Raw genomic sequence first — 20,816 nt, 5'->3', positions numbered from 1 at the left:
CTTATTTATATTTAGATATCTAAAATAATTACAGCCAAAGTTTGACTTGGAAGATTCACAATTTGTTTCTCTCCATTTGCTATCTGGCATTCGTAAGTTTGTGGTGCATCGTTATTATTCTGAACTAGTACATAAATTTTATTATTATGCTTCACAGAAATCAATTCATCTTTTGAAAAATTAGCAATACGTTTCGCTCCCGGAACCAAATACGTACTCATAAATGCAAACACAGCGTAATCTGGATTATAGGTTACTTCCTTTGTATTTCTATCGATATTGATTAACGAATTTTGTTTCCAATCCCAACCACTTTCGGTCGTTTCATTTAAAATCATGTTCCAATAACAGTAATTCGGAATACCATAATTGAAATATTGTGCTACTTCTTTCAAACGACCTGCAGCTTGATCCCAGTTGTTTTTTCCATCGTGGCAATTGCCTTCGGTATGCATGGTTTTGTCATTAGGATATAGTGTGGTTAAATCCTGAATATATTTTGGAGACGTATATTGAATGCCAATACCGTCATATAATGCACTATATTCAGGATTTGAAGCGATTTCTATGGCATCTATACGCCCATAAGTTCTAAACGTTCCTGCCCAAATTTCGGTGTCAATTTTATCAGAATTAAACTGCGGACGCAAATACGTTTTCACAAATTTACTCATTTGAGCCGCAGACATATCGTTAGACGGATATTTGGTATTGGCATCGTTTTCATTTTGAATGATTAAACGATCTACATCAATCCCTTTTTCGGCATAAGCTTGAATGTATTTTGAAAAATACAAAGCATACGCTTCATAAATTTTAGGTTCATCTTTTAATTGGTTTTTCTCAGGAAACTCCTCACCGCGATCCATAAATCCTGAATATTTCATCCATGCCGGAGGACTCCAAGGCGAAGCAAAAATTTTAAGATCTGGGTTTTCTTTTAAAGCTTGTTGAATATAAGGTATTACCGATGTTTCTTCACGCTTAATTGAGAAATCTTTCATTTTAAAATCATTTTCTTTTTCAGCATAACTGTAAGCATCAATACCAAAATCGCTAGCACCAACTGCGGTTCTACAAAAGTTAAGTTTAGCGCCGGTATTCATATTGAATAAATTAGCCGCAACTTCTTTTTGTTTCGCTTTTGGCAAAGTCATTAAAGCTTCACCACCAATTTCGTTAAAAGCACCACCAAAACCTTCAAAGGTTTGAAACTCGATATTTGGATATAGATTTATTGGATTTTTTCTTCGGCTCTGCGTCTCATTTTCAGATGCATTGTATTTTTCTACGGCAATTTTTCCATCTGGAATATCGCCAGATAATTTTAAATAATATACCTCTGCTGGTTGTTGTGCTATTACAGTTACATAACTAAATAGGAAAAGAAAAAACACAACACTCGCCTTTACTTTATTACATTGATAATTCATAATTTTAAATATTTGATACTTTATTAATTCGTTCATATTAAATAAGCCTTACGCTTTGTACTAATTCTCTTTTACATTTATGGTTATGGCTTGAAATTCGGTTGGTGGCACTTTAAACACCACTATTTTGTTTCCATTTATTTGGGTGCGCTCGCCATTTAATTGTTTAAACCCTAGATTTAAAACAACATCCCCTTTTTTATAATCATCTGGCACCGTTAATAGAATGGCATCATCACAGGTTAACTCAAAATGCTTGCCAAAAACCAAGGTTGCTGCTCCCGATTTTTTTCCTAATATTTCAACTGTGTAACCTCCAAATTCTATTTTCTTTCCGGATCCCATAAAAAGTGTTGAAGTTTCAGATTCCTTGGATAAAATTCCAAAAGTTCCTATGAAATTGATGTTATTGTGGGCGAACGAATCTTGAATATCCGAAGAAAAAACATAATCTGTTCTATCGGCTTTACTTGCTATTTCTAAACCAACAAAACTGGAAGTATTCGTCTCAACAGAAAATGGTTTAACTGATTTTATAGTTGCAGGTTCTTTGGTTATTGAAGGTTCATAAACTGCTACAAAAGGTTTGTTCCAAGCTTCACCATATTGTCGAACCACCGTGGTTAAAAGCGGTGCTTTTTCAATATTTTCAGGAAGTACTTTTCGGAATGCTTCGGAAGGCGGTGAATTTACTTTGAAAATCTCTCGATTGTTGTTTCCATTCATCCACATATTCATACTTATTTTCTCATCATTAATTGATAGATTGTAAGTAGCTTTAAATGATGAATTGATTTTAACCGAAGTTTCATCCGATAAATAATCATAAGCTTTTATATTTCCCGATTTTGAATTTAATTTTGACGATGGTTGTAATGCCAATGGTTTATTTTCCGGTGAAGTCAATTGCAACTCTTGACCTAAATTATGATAGAAATAATCGTGATAATCGGCATTTCCTGTTTTTGTTTTCGACCTGAAAATATCGATGTAATAACCTGAAGTTTCACCTGTGCGTACAATGCTCATCACCCTGTTTTGGTCGGAGTTGGTACTCGGTTCATTAAAATAAACATCTGAAAAATTAATATTTGGATAATAACCTAATTTTTGTTCAGAAGCTGGATATAAGGCATTGATTTCAAAAGCATAATAACTACGCATTTTGTTGTACTCCGATTTTCCATTTACAGACACCGTATTATGGGCTGGAAACTGCGAGTAATACTCACGATAATCTGGCTGAAAATAACTAGAACCTCTCCCACCTTCAGGCGCCAAAATATAGCCTTTGCCATAAAGTTCCATGGCGATGCCGTTGGAATGCGCATGATTTCCTAATGAACCTACTTGAGAAATCATCAATCCGTTTTGAATATCCATACTGTTTCGCATCACCAACCAACTCACATTGGGTGCATAAAATGAAGCCGTGGTATAATCTGTTATGCTGGCAGGTTTAATAGTTTTATCTAAATGGATTTCGTTTTTATAAAGCAAATCATGGAATGCATTTTTACTTTTTCGCTCTTTAATGGCTTTGTCTTTTCCTTGAAGCATGTATAAAAGTGCTGTAAATTTTTCTTCTTGCTCCTTTTTATTGAAGTGTTGTGCGTTGCCAATAAGGTCTAAAAGCGGTTCGGTTTGTAGTGGTCCGTAATGAGAATCTCCAAAGGCTACAATGTTATTATTTGGATACAAATATTGCGGCATAATGGTAACTGCTTGCGGAATAATGGGCATATACTTTAAAACATCCACATTTAAAGCATTCTGAATAACCATTGCTAATTCCGTAAACCCTTTTGCTACACTTAGTGCATAACCAGAACTTTCGTTCCAAACGCCATTATTTTGATCGTAGCCATAAGCCAAAACATCGGTTACCGACCACTGTCTTGCTTCGGTTTCGTTAAAAACTCGGTTTAAATAATATTGGCAGCCTCTACCATCTTCATAGGTTTTGTCTTCATCTAAAGCCAAGGCAATTTGGATGACAAAATTCGCCTGATGCAAGTTCCAGTTATTGTCTGGTACCCCGTTTTTTATGATGATTTCAGCCAGCTTTTTTAACGACGCTGTATAAATTTTGTCTTCCTTTTTATGATTTTTTTGGATATAATCGTGTAAAAAATCATAAGTTTCTGCCAACTCATCCACAATATTTTCTTTAATAACTTGAAAAGATGTTAATCCAATAACGTTTTGCACATTACCATTTTTCAGGTCGATAGGTTCATTCCGATAGTATAAACCTTGCATATAGACGTCAAATAAATGCAACGCCAATTTAGCATAGTCTTCATCACCTTCCACAAAATAAACCAAGGATGCATCTCGGGCAATACCCATAATGTTTTCGTTGGTATTTTCTATGGCTCGACCTGTTTTAGAAGGTTTCACCCATTCCCATTGATTCGTTTTAGAATTTTCAAGATACAAACCTCTTTCGTCTTCTAGATATGGTTTTACATCTTCTAACTTTGGTGTTTTATAATCGGATACGTAGTCGCGTTGACCTGTAAGTCGAACAGTAGGAACGGGTGCTTTTCCATCGGCATGCGAATAATATTCACCATTTACATAAATATTGGTGGCATGACTTTTCCAATACATTTGAAAACGAGACGACAACCATTCGGGGTCGGTTTTATATTGGGCTACGTATTTTGAAATTTTACTTTTGAACGCGTTGTACGATTGTTTTACATCCTCTGATGATTCAATATTTTTTAGGATATTTTCCTTAGTTATTTTAGGTAAAATTAATCGTGGATGTGCTCGATCTATGTCTTTTGGAAATACAAATTGCGCATTAACGACTTTTGTTAAAATCAAATTCAAACAAATAAATAAAAAAATCTTTTTCATCCCATTTCAACAATTACTAGTTATTTCGAACCCAAACATGGCTTCCGTCTAAAAGTTCTTTATACTGAATTTCAAACTCAGCTTTCATCTTTTGAAAAACCTCAGGTTGTTTTTTAGATACATCCTCAGATTCGCTGATATCATTTTTCAAATTGAATAAAACAAAATCAGTCAGTTTTGCACTTTTTATATAATCGATGTTTCCATCGTATAAATTATGGAAATTTGGCACGGGAACATTATCAACATCTAAACGTGCCATGATTTTATAATCACCATGTCTCATGGCAACCATACGATCATTCAATGCATCGTAAAACGCCCAAATTAATGGTTTGGTTCTGTTAAAATCGCCGTTATTTAAGAGTGACGTGAACGATTCGCCATCTAATACTCGATTAGGTAATTTCGCCCCAGAAAGTTCCGCAAATGTTGGTAAAAAATCTAATGCAGAAACCACTTTGTCCGATGTTCCTGTAAATGTTTTTTTACCCATCCAATTGATGATTCCTGGCACTCTAAAACCAGCTTCATTCGTCCATAATTTCATGCCTTTTAATTCACCAGGAGAACCATATGAATGTTTAGCTCTATCATACCGCATTAAGGTTTCTGGGCCATTATCCGAAGAAAAAACAATTAAAGTGTTATTTAAGTTGTTTTCTTCTAAATATGCAATTAAACGTCCAACAGCTAAATCTACATTTTCAACATTGGCAAAATATTCGGCTTGCTCTCTATTTTTTGAAAGTGGTAAATATTTTTGTACTAAATCTTCAGGTGAAGCAACAGGTTCATGTGGTTCGTGAAAAGTTACTTCCAAAAAGAATGGTTTGTTGTCCTTTTTATTGTCTAACCAATTAATAGCTTCAGTAACTATAATTTGACTACTATAGCCTTCTATTTCTCCAACTTCTTCACCATTTCTAATGAAGTTGTTAGGGTTGTGGTGACTTGGTGCTGCATTGTTATGGGTTGCCATCCAATAGTCAAAACCAAAATCATTTGGTTGCGGTTGTTCTTTTGAATTAAACCTGGAAGAACAGTGCCATTTCCCAACCAAACACGTTGCATATCCAACAGATTTTAACATGGCAGGAATGGTTTCTTCATGCGCTTGAAGATGCACCATATCTCTATTATCTGGACTTTTTTTAATGCCGGGAATAAAATCATAAATACCAGCACGATTTGGACTTCTGCCTGTAAGTAATCCAGCCCTAGAAGGTGAACAAACGGGTGCGGTAGAGTAAAAATTGGTTAATTTAATTCCGTTAGCAGCTAGTTTATCCAGATTTTCAGTTTTGATGATGGGATGCCCGAAGGAAGATAAATCGCCATAGCCTAAATCGTCGCATAATAAAACTACAATATTGGGTTGCGTGTTTGAAACCGTAGTTGTTGTTTCTTGTTTTCTAGTTGTATTGTTACTTTTACAAGAAAAGCATGAAACAATAATTAGTAAAAAAAATAATTTAAAATTCATTACTATTCGTTATTGGTATTTTTAAAAAATTCGCTAAAAAAAAGCATTTGGTATTTTATGGAGTTATTCCAATAGTTATTGGTATGCCCTCCTGGGCGTTCTATATAATCATGTGGAATATTACGTTCTAAAAGCTTTTTGTGAAGCCTTAGATTGGCATCGTAAAAAAAATCATCGACACCACAATCAAAAAGAAATTTTAAGTTTTTACCATTAAGTAAATGCACCAAATTAATTACGGTATTTTGCTCCCAAACTTCAGGATTTTCAGCATAAACACCTAATCTTTTTTCAATATCCCATTTTAATGGAAATGGTCTAATGTCAACGCCACCGCTCATGCTTGCTGCAACACCCCAAATATCGGGATGCTTAAACGCTAAATATAACGCACCATGGCCACCCATGCTGTAACCTGTAATGGCTCGATGTTCTTTATTAGCAATTGTATTGTATTTTTTATCAATTTCTGTAATTAATTCTTTTGAAATATATGTTTCGTATTGCATGGTTTTGTCAATTGGGCTATCAAAATACCAACTAGTTTTTTGTCCATCAGGACATACTAAAACAACATTGTATTGGTCTGCGTAGGTTTTAATATCGGGTGATTTCCCTAACCATGCTTTGTGGTCGCCACCAGCTCCATGAAGTAAATACACAACAGAAAAAGCATTGCCGTTTTTTTTATATGAATTGGGCGTAATGACTACATTTTTAATTTCCTTATTCATGGATTTACTAAAAACAACAAGCGTATCAACATTTGCAGCAGACACATTGAAAGCTAATAGTAGTAATATGATATGGCTTATTATTTTTTTCATGTAGACATTTTATTGTTATTCATTTCCCGCAGATTTCGCTGATAAACGCAGATTTTTAAGTTATTCGTTGTAATCTGCATAATCTGCGGGATTATTATAAGTGCTTTTCTATTGCTTTTTTATCATGATATCTTCCAATTCCTCTAAAGTTTTTCCTTTAGTTTCTGGCATCATAAAGGCAACAAATAATAATTGCAACACCATCATTCCTGCAAAAACAAGGAATACAACACCTGGCCCAATCATAGGATGATTAAACAAAAATGGTATGGAGGATGGTATAATAGCCGCCAAAATCCAGTGTGTTGAGCTTCCAAAAGCCTGTCCTGATGCTCTTAAATGATTCGGGAAAATTTCAGAAATAAATACCCAAATAACGGCACCTTGACCAATAGCGTGTGCTGCTATAAATAGGAATAAGAAAACTGGCACCGCCATTCCTGTCCATCCTAAGAAAAAGGCAGCAGACACTAAACCTAATGACACTATATAGCCTATGGAACCAATATACATGAGTGTTTTTCTTCCTAATTTATCAATTAAAAACACACCCAATAATGTAAAAATAAGATTGGTAACACCTATTCCAATACTACTTAACAAGGCTGTGCTTTCACCCAAACCAGCTTCTTCAAAAATACGTGGCGCATAGTATAAAAATGCGTTGATTCCTGAAAATTGATTGAAAAACGCTATTAAAAATGCTAACATTAAAGGAAATCTGTATTTTTTAATGAAGATAGTTTCCGATTTATCACTTTTATCTGAATGTGTATTATATTCATGTACCAATTCATCAACATTCGCATTTGGCTCAATAATTTTTAATACTTCTCTCGCTTCTGCTTCTCTACCCTGCGATAATAACCATCTTGGGCTTTTTGGAACTTTTAAAGCAAATAAAATATATAATACGGCAGGAATGGCTTCAACCCCCAGCATCCAACGCCATGCGTTTTCACCTATTCCGCTTAATAAATAATTGGAAAAAAAGGCAATCATAATACCAAAAACAATATTAAATTGGTACATAGCTACCAAACGCCCTCTATCTTTTGCAGGTGCAATTTCCGAGATATATGCAGGAGCTGCGATGGTTGATGCACCAACGCCAAGACCACCTATAAAACGAGCAAAGGCGAACACATAAGGATCGTTAGCGAAAGCAGAACCTATGGCAGAAACCGCAAATAAAACCCCAATAACAATTAAGGTATTTTTACGACCATATTTATTGGTTGGTAATCCTCCAAAAATGGCACCAACTACGGTTCCCCAAAGTGCTGCACCCATAACTACCCAACCGTGAAAAGCATCTGAAGACTCCCAAATGGCTTGTAGTTTTTTATCGGCACCAGAGATTACCACCACATCGAATCCAAATAAAAACCCTGCTAGTGCTGCAGTAATGGACCATAATAATATTTTTTTGTTCATTTTATAAAAGTGTTAGTTGTTAAGTTGTTAGTTGTTAGTTGTTAGTTGTTAGTTGAAATAATGATTTCACAACAATCGTGTTAACTTTTTTAATTATTTATTATTTTTATAAATTCATTTTAATGGAATAACCATATTCCACGTTTTGGTTCCATTACCAAAACCTCCCGGTCCATCCATAGTTGCGAAAAATATATGGGTTGGTTTTCCGTTTTCAACAAAAACAAAAGGACGCTCTAATTGCCCTTGCGTTATTGTTTTTCCATTGTTCCAATTTACGGTTTTTGTATATGCCTTTGGATTTTCTTCAACCACCCAATTAATACCATCTTTGGAATGCGCTAAAAGTCCATCGCCAGCATTCCCCGTAATGGCTCCTCTTTGGTCTTTTGCTACCATATGATAGCCATCGTTGTCGCTCCATAAATGTGGATCTTCAACTTCACCAAAATGTTCCAATGAAAACAATGGTTCATCACCTATTACCGTATATTTACCATCAAACGTTGCTGCTGTGGCGACTCCAATACTCATATCACTATTTGAAATGCCATCTTCTTTATAACTTCTTCCTTTAAATAGTAAAACAACAGATCCATCATCTTTAATTAAAGGTGACGGATTAGACGTTAGAAAACTATAATAAGAGTTTGGTTTTACATCTAAAATGGGCGCATCTTTTCGTTCCCAAGGGCCGTAGGGACTTTTTGAAGTCGCTATACCGATGCGTTTTCCCCATCTGGCAGCGATACACCATTTGCTTGATAAATTGAATTCACTTAAATTATCCGTTGCCACCTCCTCAAATGGATGGGTTGAACCCATATAATATAAAATATAAGTGTCTTTATATTTCACAATTTTTGGGTTATGGCATGAGCGACCATCCCAAAACTGAGCCCCTCTATTTCCTAAAGCAATAGCTTCAAATTTATAAGGTCCTTCAGGAGTATCTGAAACGGCATGTACGATTTCCGAAGCTATCATCCAACCTGGGTGAAATGGTAACATTTTAGGCCAACGTGATGCGTACATGTGATATTTTCCATCGTCGCCTTTAATTACCGAACTCCCCCAAACCCAATAATCTTTCATTTCAAGACCACCGTTTACGGGTGCTTCTTTTAAATTATCGAAAATAGCATTCTGTGCATGGCAAGAAGATGCAATAAATATGATAAATAAAAGAATGAGATGCTTCATTGAATGATATAAAATTTAGTTTTTTATTGGTTGAATTTTGACTTCCTTCAAATTAATCATGTTCCATTTTCCTGCCACAGGCATTAAAGATAACTCATACTTACCAGCTTTATCAACTTTAAAATTACCTAAATCTACGGTTTTAAATCGCTTAGGATTGTCGCCGCTAGCAGGAATTTTTACATTTTTTGATACGCCATTAAATAGAACGGTTATTTCAGTGTCTTTATCTCCAGAATAACCGGCAACCATATTAAAATTGCCTGGTTTTTTAATTTCGAATGCCCAATACACTCTAGCGGTTTCGCTGTCCCAACTTCCTACGCAATCTAAATGGTCATTATACAATGCTCCTGGACCTTGCAAATTTTCATATTGTGCTCTAACGGCAGGTAAAATTGCGACTCCTGATTCATCTTGCCCCAATGCTTTTTGAGGTAAGGCGTTTGGCATTTCTTTTAATTTTAAAACAATTACAGATGCTACGCTATCTGGCGCTTCACCAGTTAATTTTACTTGAATACCATCTTCAAAAGCATTTGTTTTGAATGTTCTCGATTTATCGGTAAGTAAATAACATGCTTCCACATTATTCTTAAGTCTTATTGGCAGAGAAGCGCCATCTTTCCAATCGAAAACATGCAAGTATAACAATCCTTTGTTATCGACCGTTTTCATGGTGATTTTGCCCCAATTTGGTTCGGAACTTGTTGGGCTAGCTTGTGTGCCATAAATAGCTTCACTGTTTTTATCCATCCATGCACCCATTGCTTTTAAACGATCTGTAGCTTCTGTTCTTAAAGTGCCTTCACGGGTTGGACTTACATTCAATAAGAAGTTACCACCTTTACTGCTTTGATCTATTAAATTATGAATTAAGGTTTCAACCGAATTGAAATCATTATCATCGCTACGATAGCCCCAACTGCCACTAATTGGTTTACATAATTCCCAATATTTAGCTTCAGGTTGGTATCTTGGTCCGTTTCTTTCAAAAGTTTTATGGTCGCCTGGATAATCATCACCCAAACGATCGTTTGTGATTATTCTTGGTTGAAGCGCTGTGGTAATATGGTGTAAACTATCTACAACAGATTTTGTCATGGCTCGTGGTGTATCCCACCAAAAAATAGCGATTGGCCCATATTCTGTTAGTAATTGTTTTACTTCAGGAAGTGCTTTTTCGTATACATATTCATCGCTGCTTACACGTTTCAAATCTTTATCCCAAGTGTTTCCTAAACCACCTGGATGGTGCCAATCTTGCGCTTGTGAATAATAGAATCCAAATTTAATACCTTGTTCTTGACACTCTTTTGCCAATTCCTTTAATACATCACGTTTAAATGGTGTGGCATCTACAATATTATAATCGGTTGCCTTAGAATCGAACATAGAGAATCCGTCATGATGCTTCGCCGTAATAACCATATATTTCATGCCCGCTTGTTTCGCAAGTGCTACGAATTCTTTAGCATTAAATTTTGTTGGGTTGAATTCTTTTGCAAATTGCTCATATTCAGATATTGGAATTTTTCCTTTGTTCATTATCCACTCGGCACTGTTGGTCTGTGCTTCGCCTTTATAAAAACCTGCTGGAACGGTATAAATTCCCCAATGGATAAACATACCAAAGCGAGCTTCTTCCCACCAAGCCATGCGTTCTGCATCTGAAATTTCTTTTGTTTTTGTTAATTCAGGCTTTACTACTTTTTGAGCACATGCTGAACCAAAAACCAAAATCACTAAAATTCCCCAAATTATTCTTTTCATACTAAATTTCAATTTTATTTTTCAACAAAAAAGGCTTAATCAACGATGATTTAAATCACTATTTAATAAAATTTAAAGCCAATACAATTTTAAAAACTATTCGTGTCTTATCATATAAATTATAACTCATTCCATATAAACTATAGCTCATTTGTTGAGGTTAACTAAATTGGAGTGTTTTTGTTTGAATTTTTCTTATAAAAAAAAGCAGTTATAGAAAATCTATAACTGCTTTTAAAAAGAGTGGCTAACTCAAAATAATTAATGCTTGCTTTCTATTATCTTACCAGCCTGGGTTTTGTTTTAAATTTGTATTTATTACCGTTTCATTTATTGGTAATGGCCATAAATAATTTTTTTGACTATAAATTCTAGTACTAACTGGATCAATAATTAAAGCCTTAACAGGACCTTTTCCAGATGGGTAATCATTTTTATAACCATAAATAGCAATTGCTGGGTTAAAAAGAGCTGTATTTGTTTCATATTCTGAACCTTCAATAACATATCCAATTAAATCGTCATTTAATAGAGTTTTGGCTGTATCCCATCTGTGTATATCGTTCCAATGATTGTTATCTTCCATATACAATTCTACTGTTCTTTCTCTTCTAATTTCATCTAACATATTCAAGTTATTAGTAGTAACCAATGTATTTGTTAAAGGTGCAATACCTGCTCTTGCTCTAATTAAATTAATAGATAGATTTAAATCGGCATCTGAAATAGAACCATCACGCTCATACAAAGCCTCTGCATAAGTAAGTAATACTTCGGCATATCTTAAATGTGGATAATTATAGCCTTCTTCTCTAACAGATCTATAATTATTCCAAGTAGTCCATTTCCAATTCGATAAATTAGATAATCCAACAGAACCAATAGCAGAAATTTGGCGAGACCCGTTTGCTAGTATAAGTTCACCAAAATTACCCCACATTCTACGATCTCTATTTATAAATTGATCAGATTGTTTGGCATAACCTTGAAATTGAGTCGATTTATTTATTGGTAAACCATCTAATGTTGAATACATGTCTAATGCTACTTGTGTAGGTGCATTTCTACCAAAGTTAATTTGAGTAAACTGACTGCCTATGCGATTAGTTGATTCATAGTCAAAAATAGTTTGAATAATGAATTCTTTATTTGAAGCTTTAGTGTAACCTCCAGGGTTTGAATCTGCACCTTCTATAGAAAATAACCATTTATACGAATTGTTTTCCATATTTGGGTCAGCATTTTTGTTCCAAATTTCAAATTGCCCACTATCCATGACAGCTTTTGCCGCTTGTACAACACTATTAAACATAGCATCCACAGCAGGATAGCCTGAAGGTTTTGTAGAACCTGCACCACTATTAGTGCCATCACCATCGGTGGCAGTACCTACATATTTTTCCCAGGTACCTTCAAATAAAAGTACACGTGCTTTATAAGCTGTTGCAGCTATACTACTAATTTTTCCAAGATCAGCACCATTTGCCGTTGCAGGTAACCCTGCAATAGCTAAATCTAAATCTGCCAGAATTTGTGCTACAACTTCGTACCTGCTATTTCTTGGAGCAAATAGAATTGGAGAATCTACATTGGTTACTTCAATTACAATAGGCACGCCTCCAAAGCGTTTTAATAATCTAAAATGATGATACGCTCTAAAAAAATAGGCTGTTGCAACATATTTACTTATGTCTGCTGCATTACCACCATTAGCAGTATACGCATCTGCTTTATCAAGTAAAAGGTTTACCTCTCTTAAATAATCATAGGCATTATTCCAATATATGTCTTCATCTGTAGCGGTGTTAATACCTTGCCCGTAATCTTGTACGTATCCATTTAATTCCGTGCCATAATCTGTAATTTCAGCAAATCCATCCCCCTTTGTTGCTTTAGGAGAATGTAAACCTCTGTAAAAATAGTTGGAGGCATCTTCGAAATTTTGAGGTTCATCAAAATAAACCTGTTCTGTGACACTATCTAAATCTTGCAAATCCAGAAATGTATCTTCACAGCCTACCAGTAAAAATAGAACTGCTGATAATGATATTATTATTTTTTTCATTTGTATATTTTTTTTGTCAATTATTAGTATCTTTTTCATAATCTTAAAACGCTAAATTAACTCCAAACGCAATAGTACGTTGAAATGGATATATGGATCTATCATCCGTAACGGAAGCAGTTCCAGATTCAGGATCAAAACCATCAACTAAAGAACTAAACTCAAAAAGATCATTTCCAGAAAAATAAAATCTTATTTTGTCCATTTTTAATTTATCTAAAATGCTAGACGGTAATGAGTACCCTATAACTAATGTTTTAAGGCGGATATATCTATTATTTTGAAGAAAGACATCAGTATCAGTCCAGTTCCATCGTGCTAGATTTCTTTGTGCAGTCAACCTAGGGTAAGTGGCTCCCGTATTTTGTTCAGTCCATGTAAGACCATTATAAGCAATGGTTTGGTTTGGCCAAGGATTGTTGAATGGGAAATTATTAACACCCGCTCTACTCACTTTTTGTTCTAGAGCACCTTGAAAAAAGGCTGTGAAATCAAAACCTTTATATTTAGCACCTAAATTAATACCAAAAATATAGTGAGCCTGAGCATCTCCTGCAAATTTAACATCGCCTTGTCCTTTTCCGTTTGGGTCTGCTGCATTTTGATCGTTAATAAGCCCATTACCGTCTAAATCTACTTTTCTGGTATCTCCAATACGCAATGCCGAAGCACCCGTTGGGACTTCTGATCCAGATTTATTATAAAGTGCATTATAGGCATCAACTTCTGCTTGTGTTTGGAACAGTCCATCTGTTTCCCAAACAAAATAAGAATTTAATGGATAGCCTTCAACTGTTGTACGTAAACCTGATTGTATGGCACTTCCTCCTTCTAGATTAACTAAAATATTATTGCTGTCGCTCATATTAACGCCAATGTTGTAAGAAAAATCTCCTTTTGTATCTTTCCAATTTAACATGGCTTCCCATCCTTTGGTTACTAAGTTTCCAATATTTGTTTCCGGCACTTCAGGAACACCTAAAACTGTAGGGAAGGTTTCACCAACAAGCATCCCGTTGTTCTTTCTTTCGTAGGTATCAAAACTACCAGAAAGTTTGTTGTTAAACAGCGCAAAATCAATACCAATATTCTTCATTTCAACATCTTCCCACGAACGAGTGGTAGTTGTTAGTCCATCAATGTATGAAGTTGCACTTAAGGTCCCTCCTTCACCAAAAAGTGCAGTACCTGTTCCTATGGTAGATACATAATCATAAGGACCAATACCTACTTGATTACCACTTGAACCAATACTAGCTCTAACTTTTAAATTGCTTAAAACATCAAGGTTTTCCATAAAACTTTCTTTATGAACATTCCAGCCAACAGATGCACTACCGTAATTATTAAATTTAAATCCATCTGCAAATCTAGATGAGCCATCACGTCTACCAACAAATTCAACTAAGTATTTTTCTTGATAATCATAATTAATTCTAGATAAATAAGAATAGAGACCTTCTTGTGTTTGACCTCCTTCATTTTCCTGAATCCCTGTAGCAACATTTAAATCATATACTCCTTCATCTACGATACCAAATCTCTTTCCAGAAAGTGATTGAAAATCATTCTTTTCAGCAGTAATACCAACCATGGCTTTAAAGTTATGATCGCTTAAGCTTTTCTCATAGTTTAAAAAACCACCATAGGTTTGATAAGATTTAGTAATACCTATAGATTCAATACTTGGATTTTGATTTATTGAGTTATTAGCTACTTCACCGTTCCAATTATAAAGTAATACATTTAAAATAGTAATATCTTGTCTGCTGTTCACCTGGTTATAGGTTGCACTTGCATTGGCACTAAACCCATAACCTATATCATATTTAAGATTCAAAGCAATTTTCGCTAAAGTCTCTTCTGTATTATCTCTACCACCATCTGAAATACCAGCGATAGAATTAGTTCCTCCTGCATTACCAAAGTTTGCATACCATTGCCCATCAGGGTTTTTTACAGGAAAAACTGGAGGGTCTTGTGACACTAGAGCTTGTCCAAACGAAGATGAAGGGCTAGAAACAATATTTTTTTGCAAGGAAACATTCGCTCCTAAAGTTAATTTTTCTGAAATATCAAAATCAGTATTTAGTCTTACAGAATATTGTTTTATACCATCATAAGCTACTTTTAAAGCACCTTCAGATTCGGAGAGGCCAAAAGATAACCTATATCTTGCTTGGTCTGAACTTCCAGAAAGGCTTAAACTTTCTTGATGCCCTGTGTTAGATCCGTACAAATCATCGTATCTGTTTGCTGGAGCCATATATATTAATCCATTATATCCCCAAACGGTGGTAGGGGTTTGAAAAAATCCAGATTAGCCAGCTGCAAAAGATCTTATAGTTGCTTCTCCCCAGTTCCAATAATTGGGAGTAGTATCTTGTTCTGCGGCATCCAACCATAATTGTCCATATTGCTGATAAGATGGAACAGGAGGTCTTAAGCCTAAGAAATTCATTCTAAGCATGGAATTAAATTCAACCTTCATTTTACCCTTACCTTTTTTAGTCGTAACTAAAATTACACCATTTGCTGCTCTGGATCCATATATAGACGCAGCACCATCTTTAAGAACGCTTATAGATTCGATATCATCTGGGTTCATTTGGTAAAACTCACTGTCGTCAAATGCAGGAGCGCCATCGATTACAATTAACGGGCTTCCTCCATTAACTGAAGTAGCACCCCTAATTTGCAAACCAATACCTTCATTACCTGGTCGCGAAGAAGTTCTATTAACCACTAATCCAGGTGATTGCCCTTGTAATGACAACGCCACATTAGTGACAGCGCGATTTTCAAAAACTTCAGAGGTAACCTGTTCTATAGATCCTGTTAAGGATTCCTTTTTTTGTGTTCCATATCCAACAACAATAACTTCATCTAATGCAGAAACATCTGCTTCCAAAGTGACATTAATGGTTTTGTTATTTCCTACAGTAATTTCTTTAGATTTAAACCCAATATAAGAGAATACTAAAACAGCATTTGTTGATGGAACATTAATAGTGTAGTTTCCATCAAAATCTGTAACAGCTCCAATATTTGTTCCTTTTACTAATATGTTAACACCGGGAAAACCCATGTTGTCGTCAGCACTGATGACTTGTCCTTTTATTGTTCTGTTCTGCTCATCTATTTTTACATCTGTAGTTGCATGTAATGCACTAAATGAAAAGCTTAACCACAAAGCCAATAACATAACCAGCTTTAAATAGATCTTTTTTAGTTTAATTGTTTTGTTCATAAATAGTTTTTTTGATAGTAAATAATTAGAATTTAGTTGAATTTAGAGTTATTAACTACAAACTCTTTAATGGTGATAATTTTCAATCTTTTTTACTCATAGTTTAATTTGTTAGATTATTAACAATTTAGAGTTCGAAAAAACATCGAATCTAATGTTAAAATTATGTTAAACAATGTATATGTTTTAATTTATTAATTATCTAAATCATGATGCAATTCTTATAAATTATGATTCATTTTAAGCACAAAATCATATAATTAAATTATAAAAAAGCATATAAATACATTTTACACTTTTAAATCTTAAATTTTCATAAAAAAAAGAAACTTCAAGCATCAATAAATTGTTTTTTAAACTTAACTATTTAAAAATAACACATACAAAAAGCCCCTTAAAACATAATTTTAAAGGGCTACTCAAAATGAAACTAAGTTTCATAAACTAACTAAAATAACAAACTAACTCTATATGTTTTTACTTTCAATTTTTCTTAATCTTAATAAGGCTTCCATAAAGTAATAGTCGGCATAAATAATAGGCACATCTATTTCAGAATTATTAGGAAAATGCCCAGTTGAGTGTAACAAGAGTGCATCATTGGTGTTACCACTTAAATACTCATCAGAACTTAAACGTGTTATCAAATCCTTAGCTGCATTTAAATACTTTTCTTTTAATTTTTCATCTTTTAACTGCTCAGACAGCTCTAACATACCACAAGCAACAACACCTGCCGCTGAAGCATCTTTTGGTGCATTTGGGATTTTAGGATCGTCAAAATCCCAATAAGGAATACCGTCTTCTGGTAAACGTTCTATAAAGTGATCGGCTAATTTTTGTGCTGTTGCTAAGTATTCTTCTTTACCTGTTTCACGATAAGACATCGCAAAACCATAAATACCCCATCCTTGTCCTCTAGCCCACATAGACTCATCGGCATATCCTTGGTGTGTTTTACCTTCGATAAACTCACCTGTTTTTTCGTCAAAACATGTTACATGATAAATAGAGTAATCTGGACGCACTAAACGTTTCATTGAAACATCTGCATGACTTACTGCCATGTCGTATAACTTTTTATCACCCCCATTTTTGGCTGCCCAAAAAAGAAGCTCTAAATTCATCATATTGTCAATAATGGTATTGTATTTAAATTCATGTTTCATATTTGGCCACGACAAAATAGTCCCTACTTTAGGGCTGTAGAGTGTTGCTAACGTATCGGCGGCAGCTAATAATATTTTTTTATATTCTTCATTACCTGTAAGCCTATAACCATTACCATAACTACAGTAAACCATAAAACCAACATCATGATTATCAGCGGGCGTATATGCAATCGTTTTTAAAGGCTCTGTAAACTTTTCTGCACCTGCTTTTAAAACCTCGTCATTAGAATATTCATACGCATACCAAAGAACTCCTGGCCAAAAACCAGAGCACCAATCTCTAACACCTACAACATTCCATTCTTTTTGACCTTTGGTAATGTTTCTTGGAAAACTATCAGCATATTTTAAACTCCCCAAAACTTCTTTAAGTTTAACTACACTTTTATCAAGCACAATTTCCTCGTTTGTTTTGACGGTTACCATAGCCGTGTCTTCACTTTTCTTTTTGTTTTGATTATTACAAGATAACAGGGATGCTATACATATAACTACAGAAGCAAGTTTGAAAATTCTCATATACTATTTTTGTTTGTTTTACAAATTTTAAAAAAAACACATATCCAAGTTTTAGTTATATGTTACTATGCAAGTATATTAATACTTACTTTTTTTTGATATAAACTATGAATCATTTTTAATAAATTAATACCCTTTTCGGCTTTAAACCCCTCTGTTTGCTAATAAAACTTGGTTCGAACAAAGAATATATTTGTTTCAATTGATAAAATATGGTTTGAAAATCCATTCTAAATTATTATCCAATTTGCATCATTTCTGATTGCTCAGATTTAATTAGTTTTCTATTAACAGACTTTTTTATAATTTTAAATTTTACATTTTGTACCACTCTTAAACTAATTCAGGGCAATCCCATGAGGCATAAATTCTAAAAAAAAGGAAATTTCAAATTCCATAAATGAAGACGCGTAAGCTTCGGGGTATTAAACCCTAAAAAATCAAATAAAATGAGAAAAACACAAGAGGCTGGCTAAAATGTTTTTTGATTTAGTTAAAAAAATTTCATCATTATAATTTATTATTTAACAAAATTCTCAATAATAGCTCTAGCATCATCTGGATTTGTTTTTTGTTTACCTGTAAGTAAATAAATAACCATACCAGCATCAGACGGATCGAAATCACCTTTTTTAACACAGGTTAATTGTCTAGAATATAACCAATCTAACTGTTTTTTATTTTCCACGGAGTTTTCACGAATGTGAGTAGTTTTAATCCAATCGAATTGCTCTTTAGGTGCTTTCATACCTTCATAATCCTTCCCTCCGTTTTGATCTACTATTCTATCTATAATCAGTCCTTTTGGCTCAAACTTTTCTTTTATTTCTTTCCATGTCCAACCGGAATGCTGTTCCCAATCGTTCGGTTTATCGGCATGGTTATCATTCCAGCTTGAATGAGAAATAATACGAACATATTTCAATTTAGAACTTTTTGCATTTTGAATGGCACTCCCTACAACCTGCATGGGGCCTGCAGCAACAATAGTTAAAGGGTCTTTTTTGCTAGATTTATTAATTTGTTTGGTAATGGCATTTATAGCTTTTGTTGAATCTTGAACGGCTTCAATAAAATTAGATTTATTAAAATGGTAGATATCTTTCCCTTCTAAAGCACTTTTAAGCATTTGCTCCTTGCCATCACTTTTATCGTGATTACTTCCCCAAATGTGGTCGCTAAACGTGTAAACGGTTAACTTATCTTGTAAATTTCTAGCTGCCAATAAAGCGAGTGTGAAGGGTGTTGCTGCCCAATCGTCGTGGTCGTGCTCATTTCCATCTGAGCTTACTACTATTCGGCCTATGCTATAGGGTATGGTTTGCCCATAAAAATATTGTGGCACACTTAATATGAAACATGCACAAATAATAAGTTTAAAATTTTTCATACTTACTGATTTTTTTATTTTTTTAAAAAACATCATATTATTGAGATGACTCTAATTTTTCCAACCGTGTTAATGCCTCCATAAAATAATAATCGGCATAAATAATTGGAACATCAATTTCGGTACCTTTAGGATGATGCCCTGTTGAATGCAACAATAAAGCATCATTTGTTTTTCCACTTAAATATTTTTCAGTTGAAAGAATTTTCACAAACTTTTTAGCGGCATTGGTGTATTTTGTTTTTAACTTTTCATCTTTTAATACGTTAGCTAATTCAAGCATACCACAAGCTGCAACAGCCGCTGCCGAAGCATCTTTAGGTGCATTTGGGATTTTTGGATCATCAAAATCCCAATACGGAATACCATCTTCTGGCAAACGGTTTAAAAAATGGTCAGCTAATTTGATTGATGTATTTAAAAAATCGTCCCTACCGGTTTCTCTATATGCCAATGCAAAGCCATAAATACCCCAAGTTTGTCCTCTAGCCCACATAGACTCATCTGCATAGCCTTGGTGCGTATGCCCTTTAATAAATTCGCCTGTTTTATCGTTGAACTCGCCCAAATGATATACGGCACTATCTGGTCTTACAATATATTTCATGGTTATATTGGCATGACTTTCCGCAATATTATAAAGATCTTTATTTTCTCCATTTTTAGCAGCCCAGAATAATAGCTCTAAATTCATCATGTTATCAATAATGGTGTTGTGTGGATAAATTTCCGTCTTTGAAGGCCAAGACTGAATAGCACCAACTATAGGATTATATAAAGTTGCTAAAGTATCGGCTGCAGCCAACATAACTTCTTTGTAAGATTCATTTCCAGTTAAACGGTAGCCATTACCAAAACTACAATATATTTGAAAACCTATGTCGTGATCTTCTGCACTGGAATAAGCAATAGGCTTTACTGCTTCGGTAAATTTTTCGGCTGCTATTTTTATAGAATCGTTACCAGAATGCTCATAACCATACCATAACACACCAGGCCAAAAGCCACTACACCAATCTTTTACACCAACTAGTTTCCAATGTTTTTTTCCATTTGGTATATTTCTAGGCAAGCTATCGTAGCTTTTTAGATGTTTTAAAGCTTTTTTTAGTTTTGTTGTACTTTGGTCCAGTACTATTTCAACATCCGTTTTTGGTGTTTTCTTTTTTTCATTGGCACAACTTGCAAAAAGAGTGGCAGTTAAAAAAACAACACAAATAATTTTAAAAATTCTCATATCATAATTCTTTAAATGAAAAAACACTACTAATTAGGCAAGCATTTTTTAAGTTAAGTTATAACTACAAGTATAAAAATACTTTTCTAAGAATATTATAAAATATGAATCAAATCAAGTAAATCAATGCCCATTTGCCCCACAAGGTTTATA

General features: G+C 34.2%; 13 protein-coding genes. All 13 read right to left on the bottom strand.

Translation table 11 applies throughout. The features are described from left to right. Positions 1-11: 11 nt before the first annotated feature. A complete protein-coding gene (locus tag EV196_RS10310) occupies positions 12-1,433 on the bottom strand; it encodes a glycoside hydrolase family 30 protein (protein ID WP_165876139.1) in 1,422 nt (473 codons plus the stop codon). A gap of 60 nt (positions 1,434-1,493) precedes the next feature. After that, on the bottom strand, positions 1,494-4,271 hold the full coding sequence (locus EV196_RS10305; protein WP_165876138.1) for a heparinase II/III domain-containing protein: 2,778 nt from the start codon (positions 4,269-4,271) through the stop codon (positions 1,494-1,496). 49 nt (positions 4,272-4,320) lie between these two features. Continuing rightward, a complete protein-coding gene (locus EV196_RS10300; protein ID WP_132217676.1) occupies positions 4,321-5,790 on the bottom strand; it encodes a sulfatase-like hydrolase/transferase in 1,470 nt (489 codons plus the stop codon). A gap of 2 nt (positions 5,791-5,792) precedes the next feature. Next, a complete protein-coding gene (locus EV196_RS10295; RefSeq protein WP_132217675.1) occupies positions 5,793-6,617 on the bottom strand; it encodes an alpha/beta hydrolase in 825 nt (274 codons plus the stop codon). A 108-nt stretch (positions 6,618-6,725) separates the two neighbouring features. After that, positions 6,726-8,054 (bottom strand): sugar porter family MFS transporter, encoded by a 1,329-nt coding sequence (locus EV196_RS10290; RefSeq protein ID WP_132217674.1) that lies wholly within the window; start codon positions 8,052-8,054, stop codon positions 6,726-6,728. Positions 8,055-8,168: 114 nt separating this feature from the next. After that, entirely contained in the window at positions 8,169-9,257 is a 1,089-nt protein-coding gene (locus tag EV196_RS10285) for a glycoside hydrolase family protein (RefSeq protein WP_132217673.1), read from the bottom strand. A 15-nt stretch (positions 9,258-9,272) separates the two neighbouring features. After that, the gene (locus EV196_RS10280) at positions 9,273-11,030 is read right to left on the bottom strand and encodes an alpha-L-fucosidase (RefSeq protein WP_132217672.1); all 1,758 of its coding nucleotides are present in this window, start codon (positions 11,028-11,030) and stop codon (positions 9,273-9,275) included. A 283-nt stretch (positions 11,031-11,313) separates the two neighbouring features. Next, complete coding sequence (locus EV196_RS10275; RefSeq protein ID WP_165876137.1) at positions 11,314-13,095, bottom strand: RagB/SusD family nutrient uptake outer membrane protein; 1,782 nt, start codon at positions 13,093-13,095, stop codon at positions 11,314-11,316. Between the two features lie 43 nt (positions 13,096-13,138). Further along, positions 13,139-15,361 (bottom strand): SusC/RagA family TonB-linked outer membrane protein, encoded by a 2,223-nt coding sequence (locus tag EV196_RS10270; protein ID WP_132217670.1) that lies wholly within the window; start codon positions 15,359-15,361, stop codon positions 13,139-13,141. A 54-nt stretch (positions 15,362-15,415) separates the two neighbouring features. Then, positions 15,416-16,345: a carboxypeptidase-like regulatory domain-containing protein gene (locus EV196_RS10265; RefSeq protein ID WP_132217669.1), complete on the bottom strand. Its 930-nt coding sequence runs from the start codon at positions 16,343-16,345 to the stop codon at positions 15,416-15,418. 467 nt (positions 16,346-16,812) lie between these two features. Then, complete coding sequence (locus EV196_RS10260) at positions 16,813-18,036, bottom strand: glycoside hydrolase family 88 protein (RefSeq protein WP_132217668.1); 1,224 nt, start codon at positions 18,034-18,036, stop codon at positions 16,813-16,815. 520 nt (positions 18,037-18,556) lie between these two features. Continuing rightward, positions 18,557-19,426, bottom strand: coding sequence for a hypothetical protein (locus EV196_RS10255; protein WP_132217667.1), 870 nt, complete (start codon positions 19,424-19,426; stop codon positions 18,557-18,559). 37 nt (positions 19,427-19,463) lie between these two features. Further along, a complete protein-coding gene (locus EV196_RS10250) occupies positions 19,464-20,663 on the bottom strand; it encodes a glycoside hydrolase family 88 protein (protein WP_132217666.1) in 1,200 nt (399 codons plus the stop codon). Positions 20,664-20,816 lie beyond the last annotated feature (153 nt).

The sequence above is a fragment of the Mariniflexile fucanivorans genome, assembly GCF_004341235.1.
In the GTDB taxonomy this organism is placed as follows: Bacteria; Bacteroidota; Bacteroidia; order Flavobacteriales; family Flavobacteriaceae; genus Mariniflexile; species Mariniflexile fucanivorans.
The sequence above is the reverse complement of the archived record's forward strand: the minus strand, read 5'-3'. Positions and strand labels throughout refer to the sequence as shown.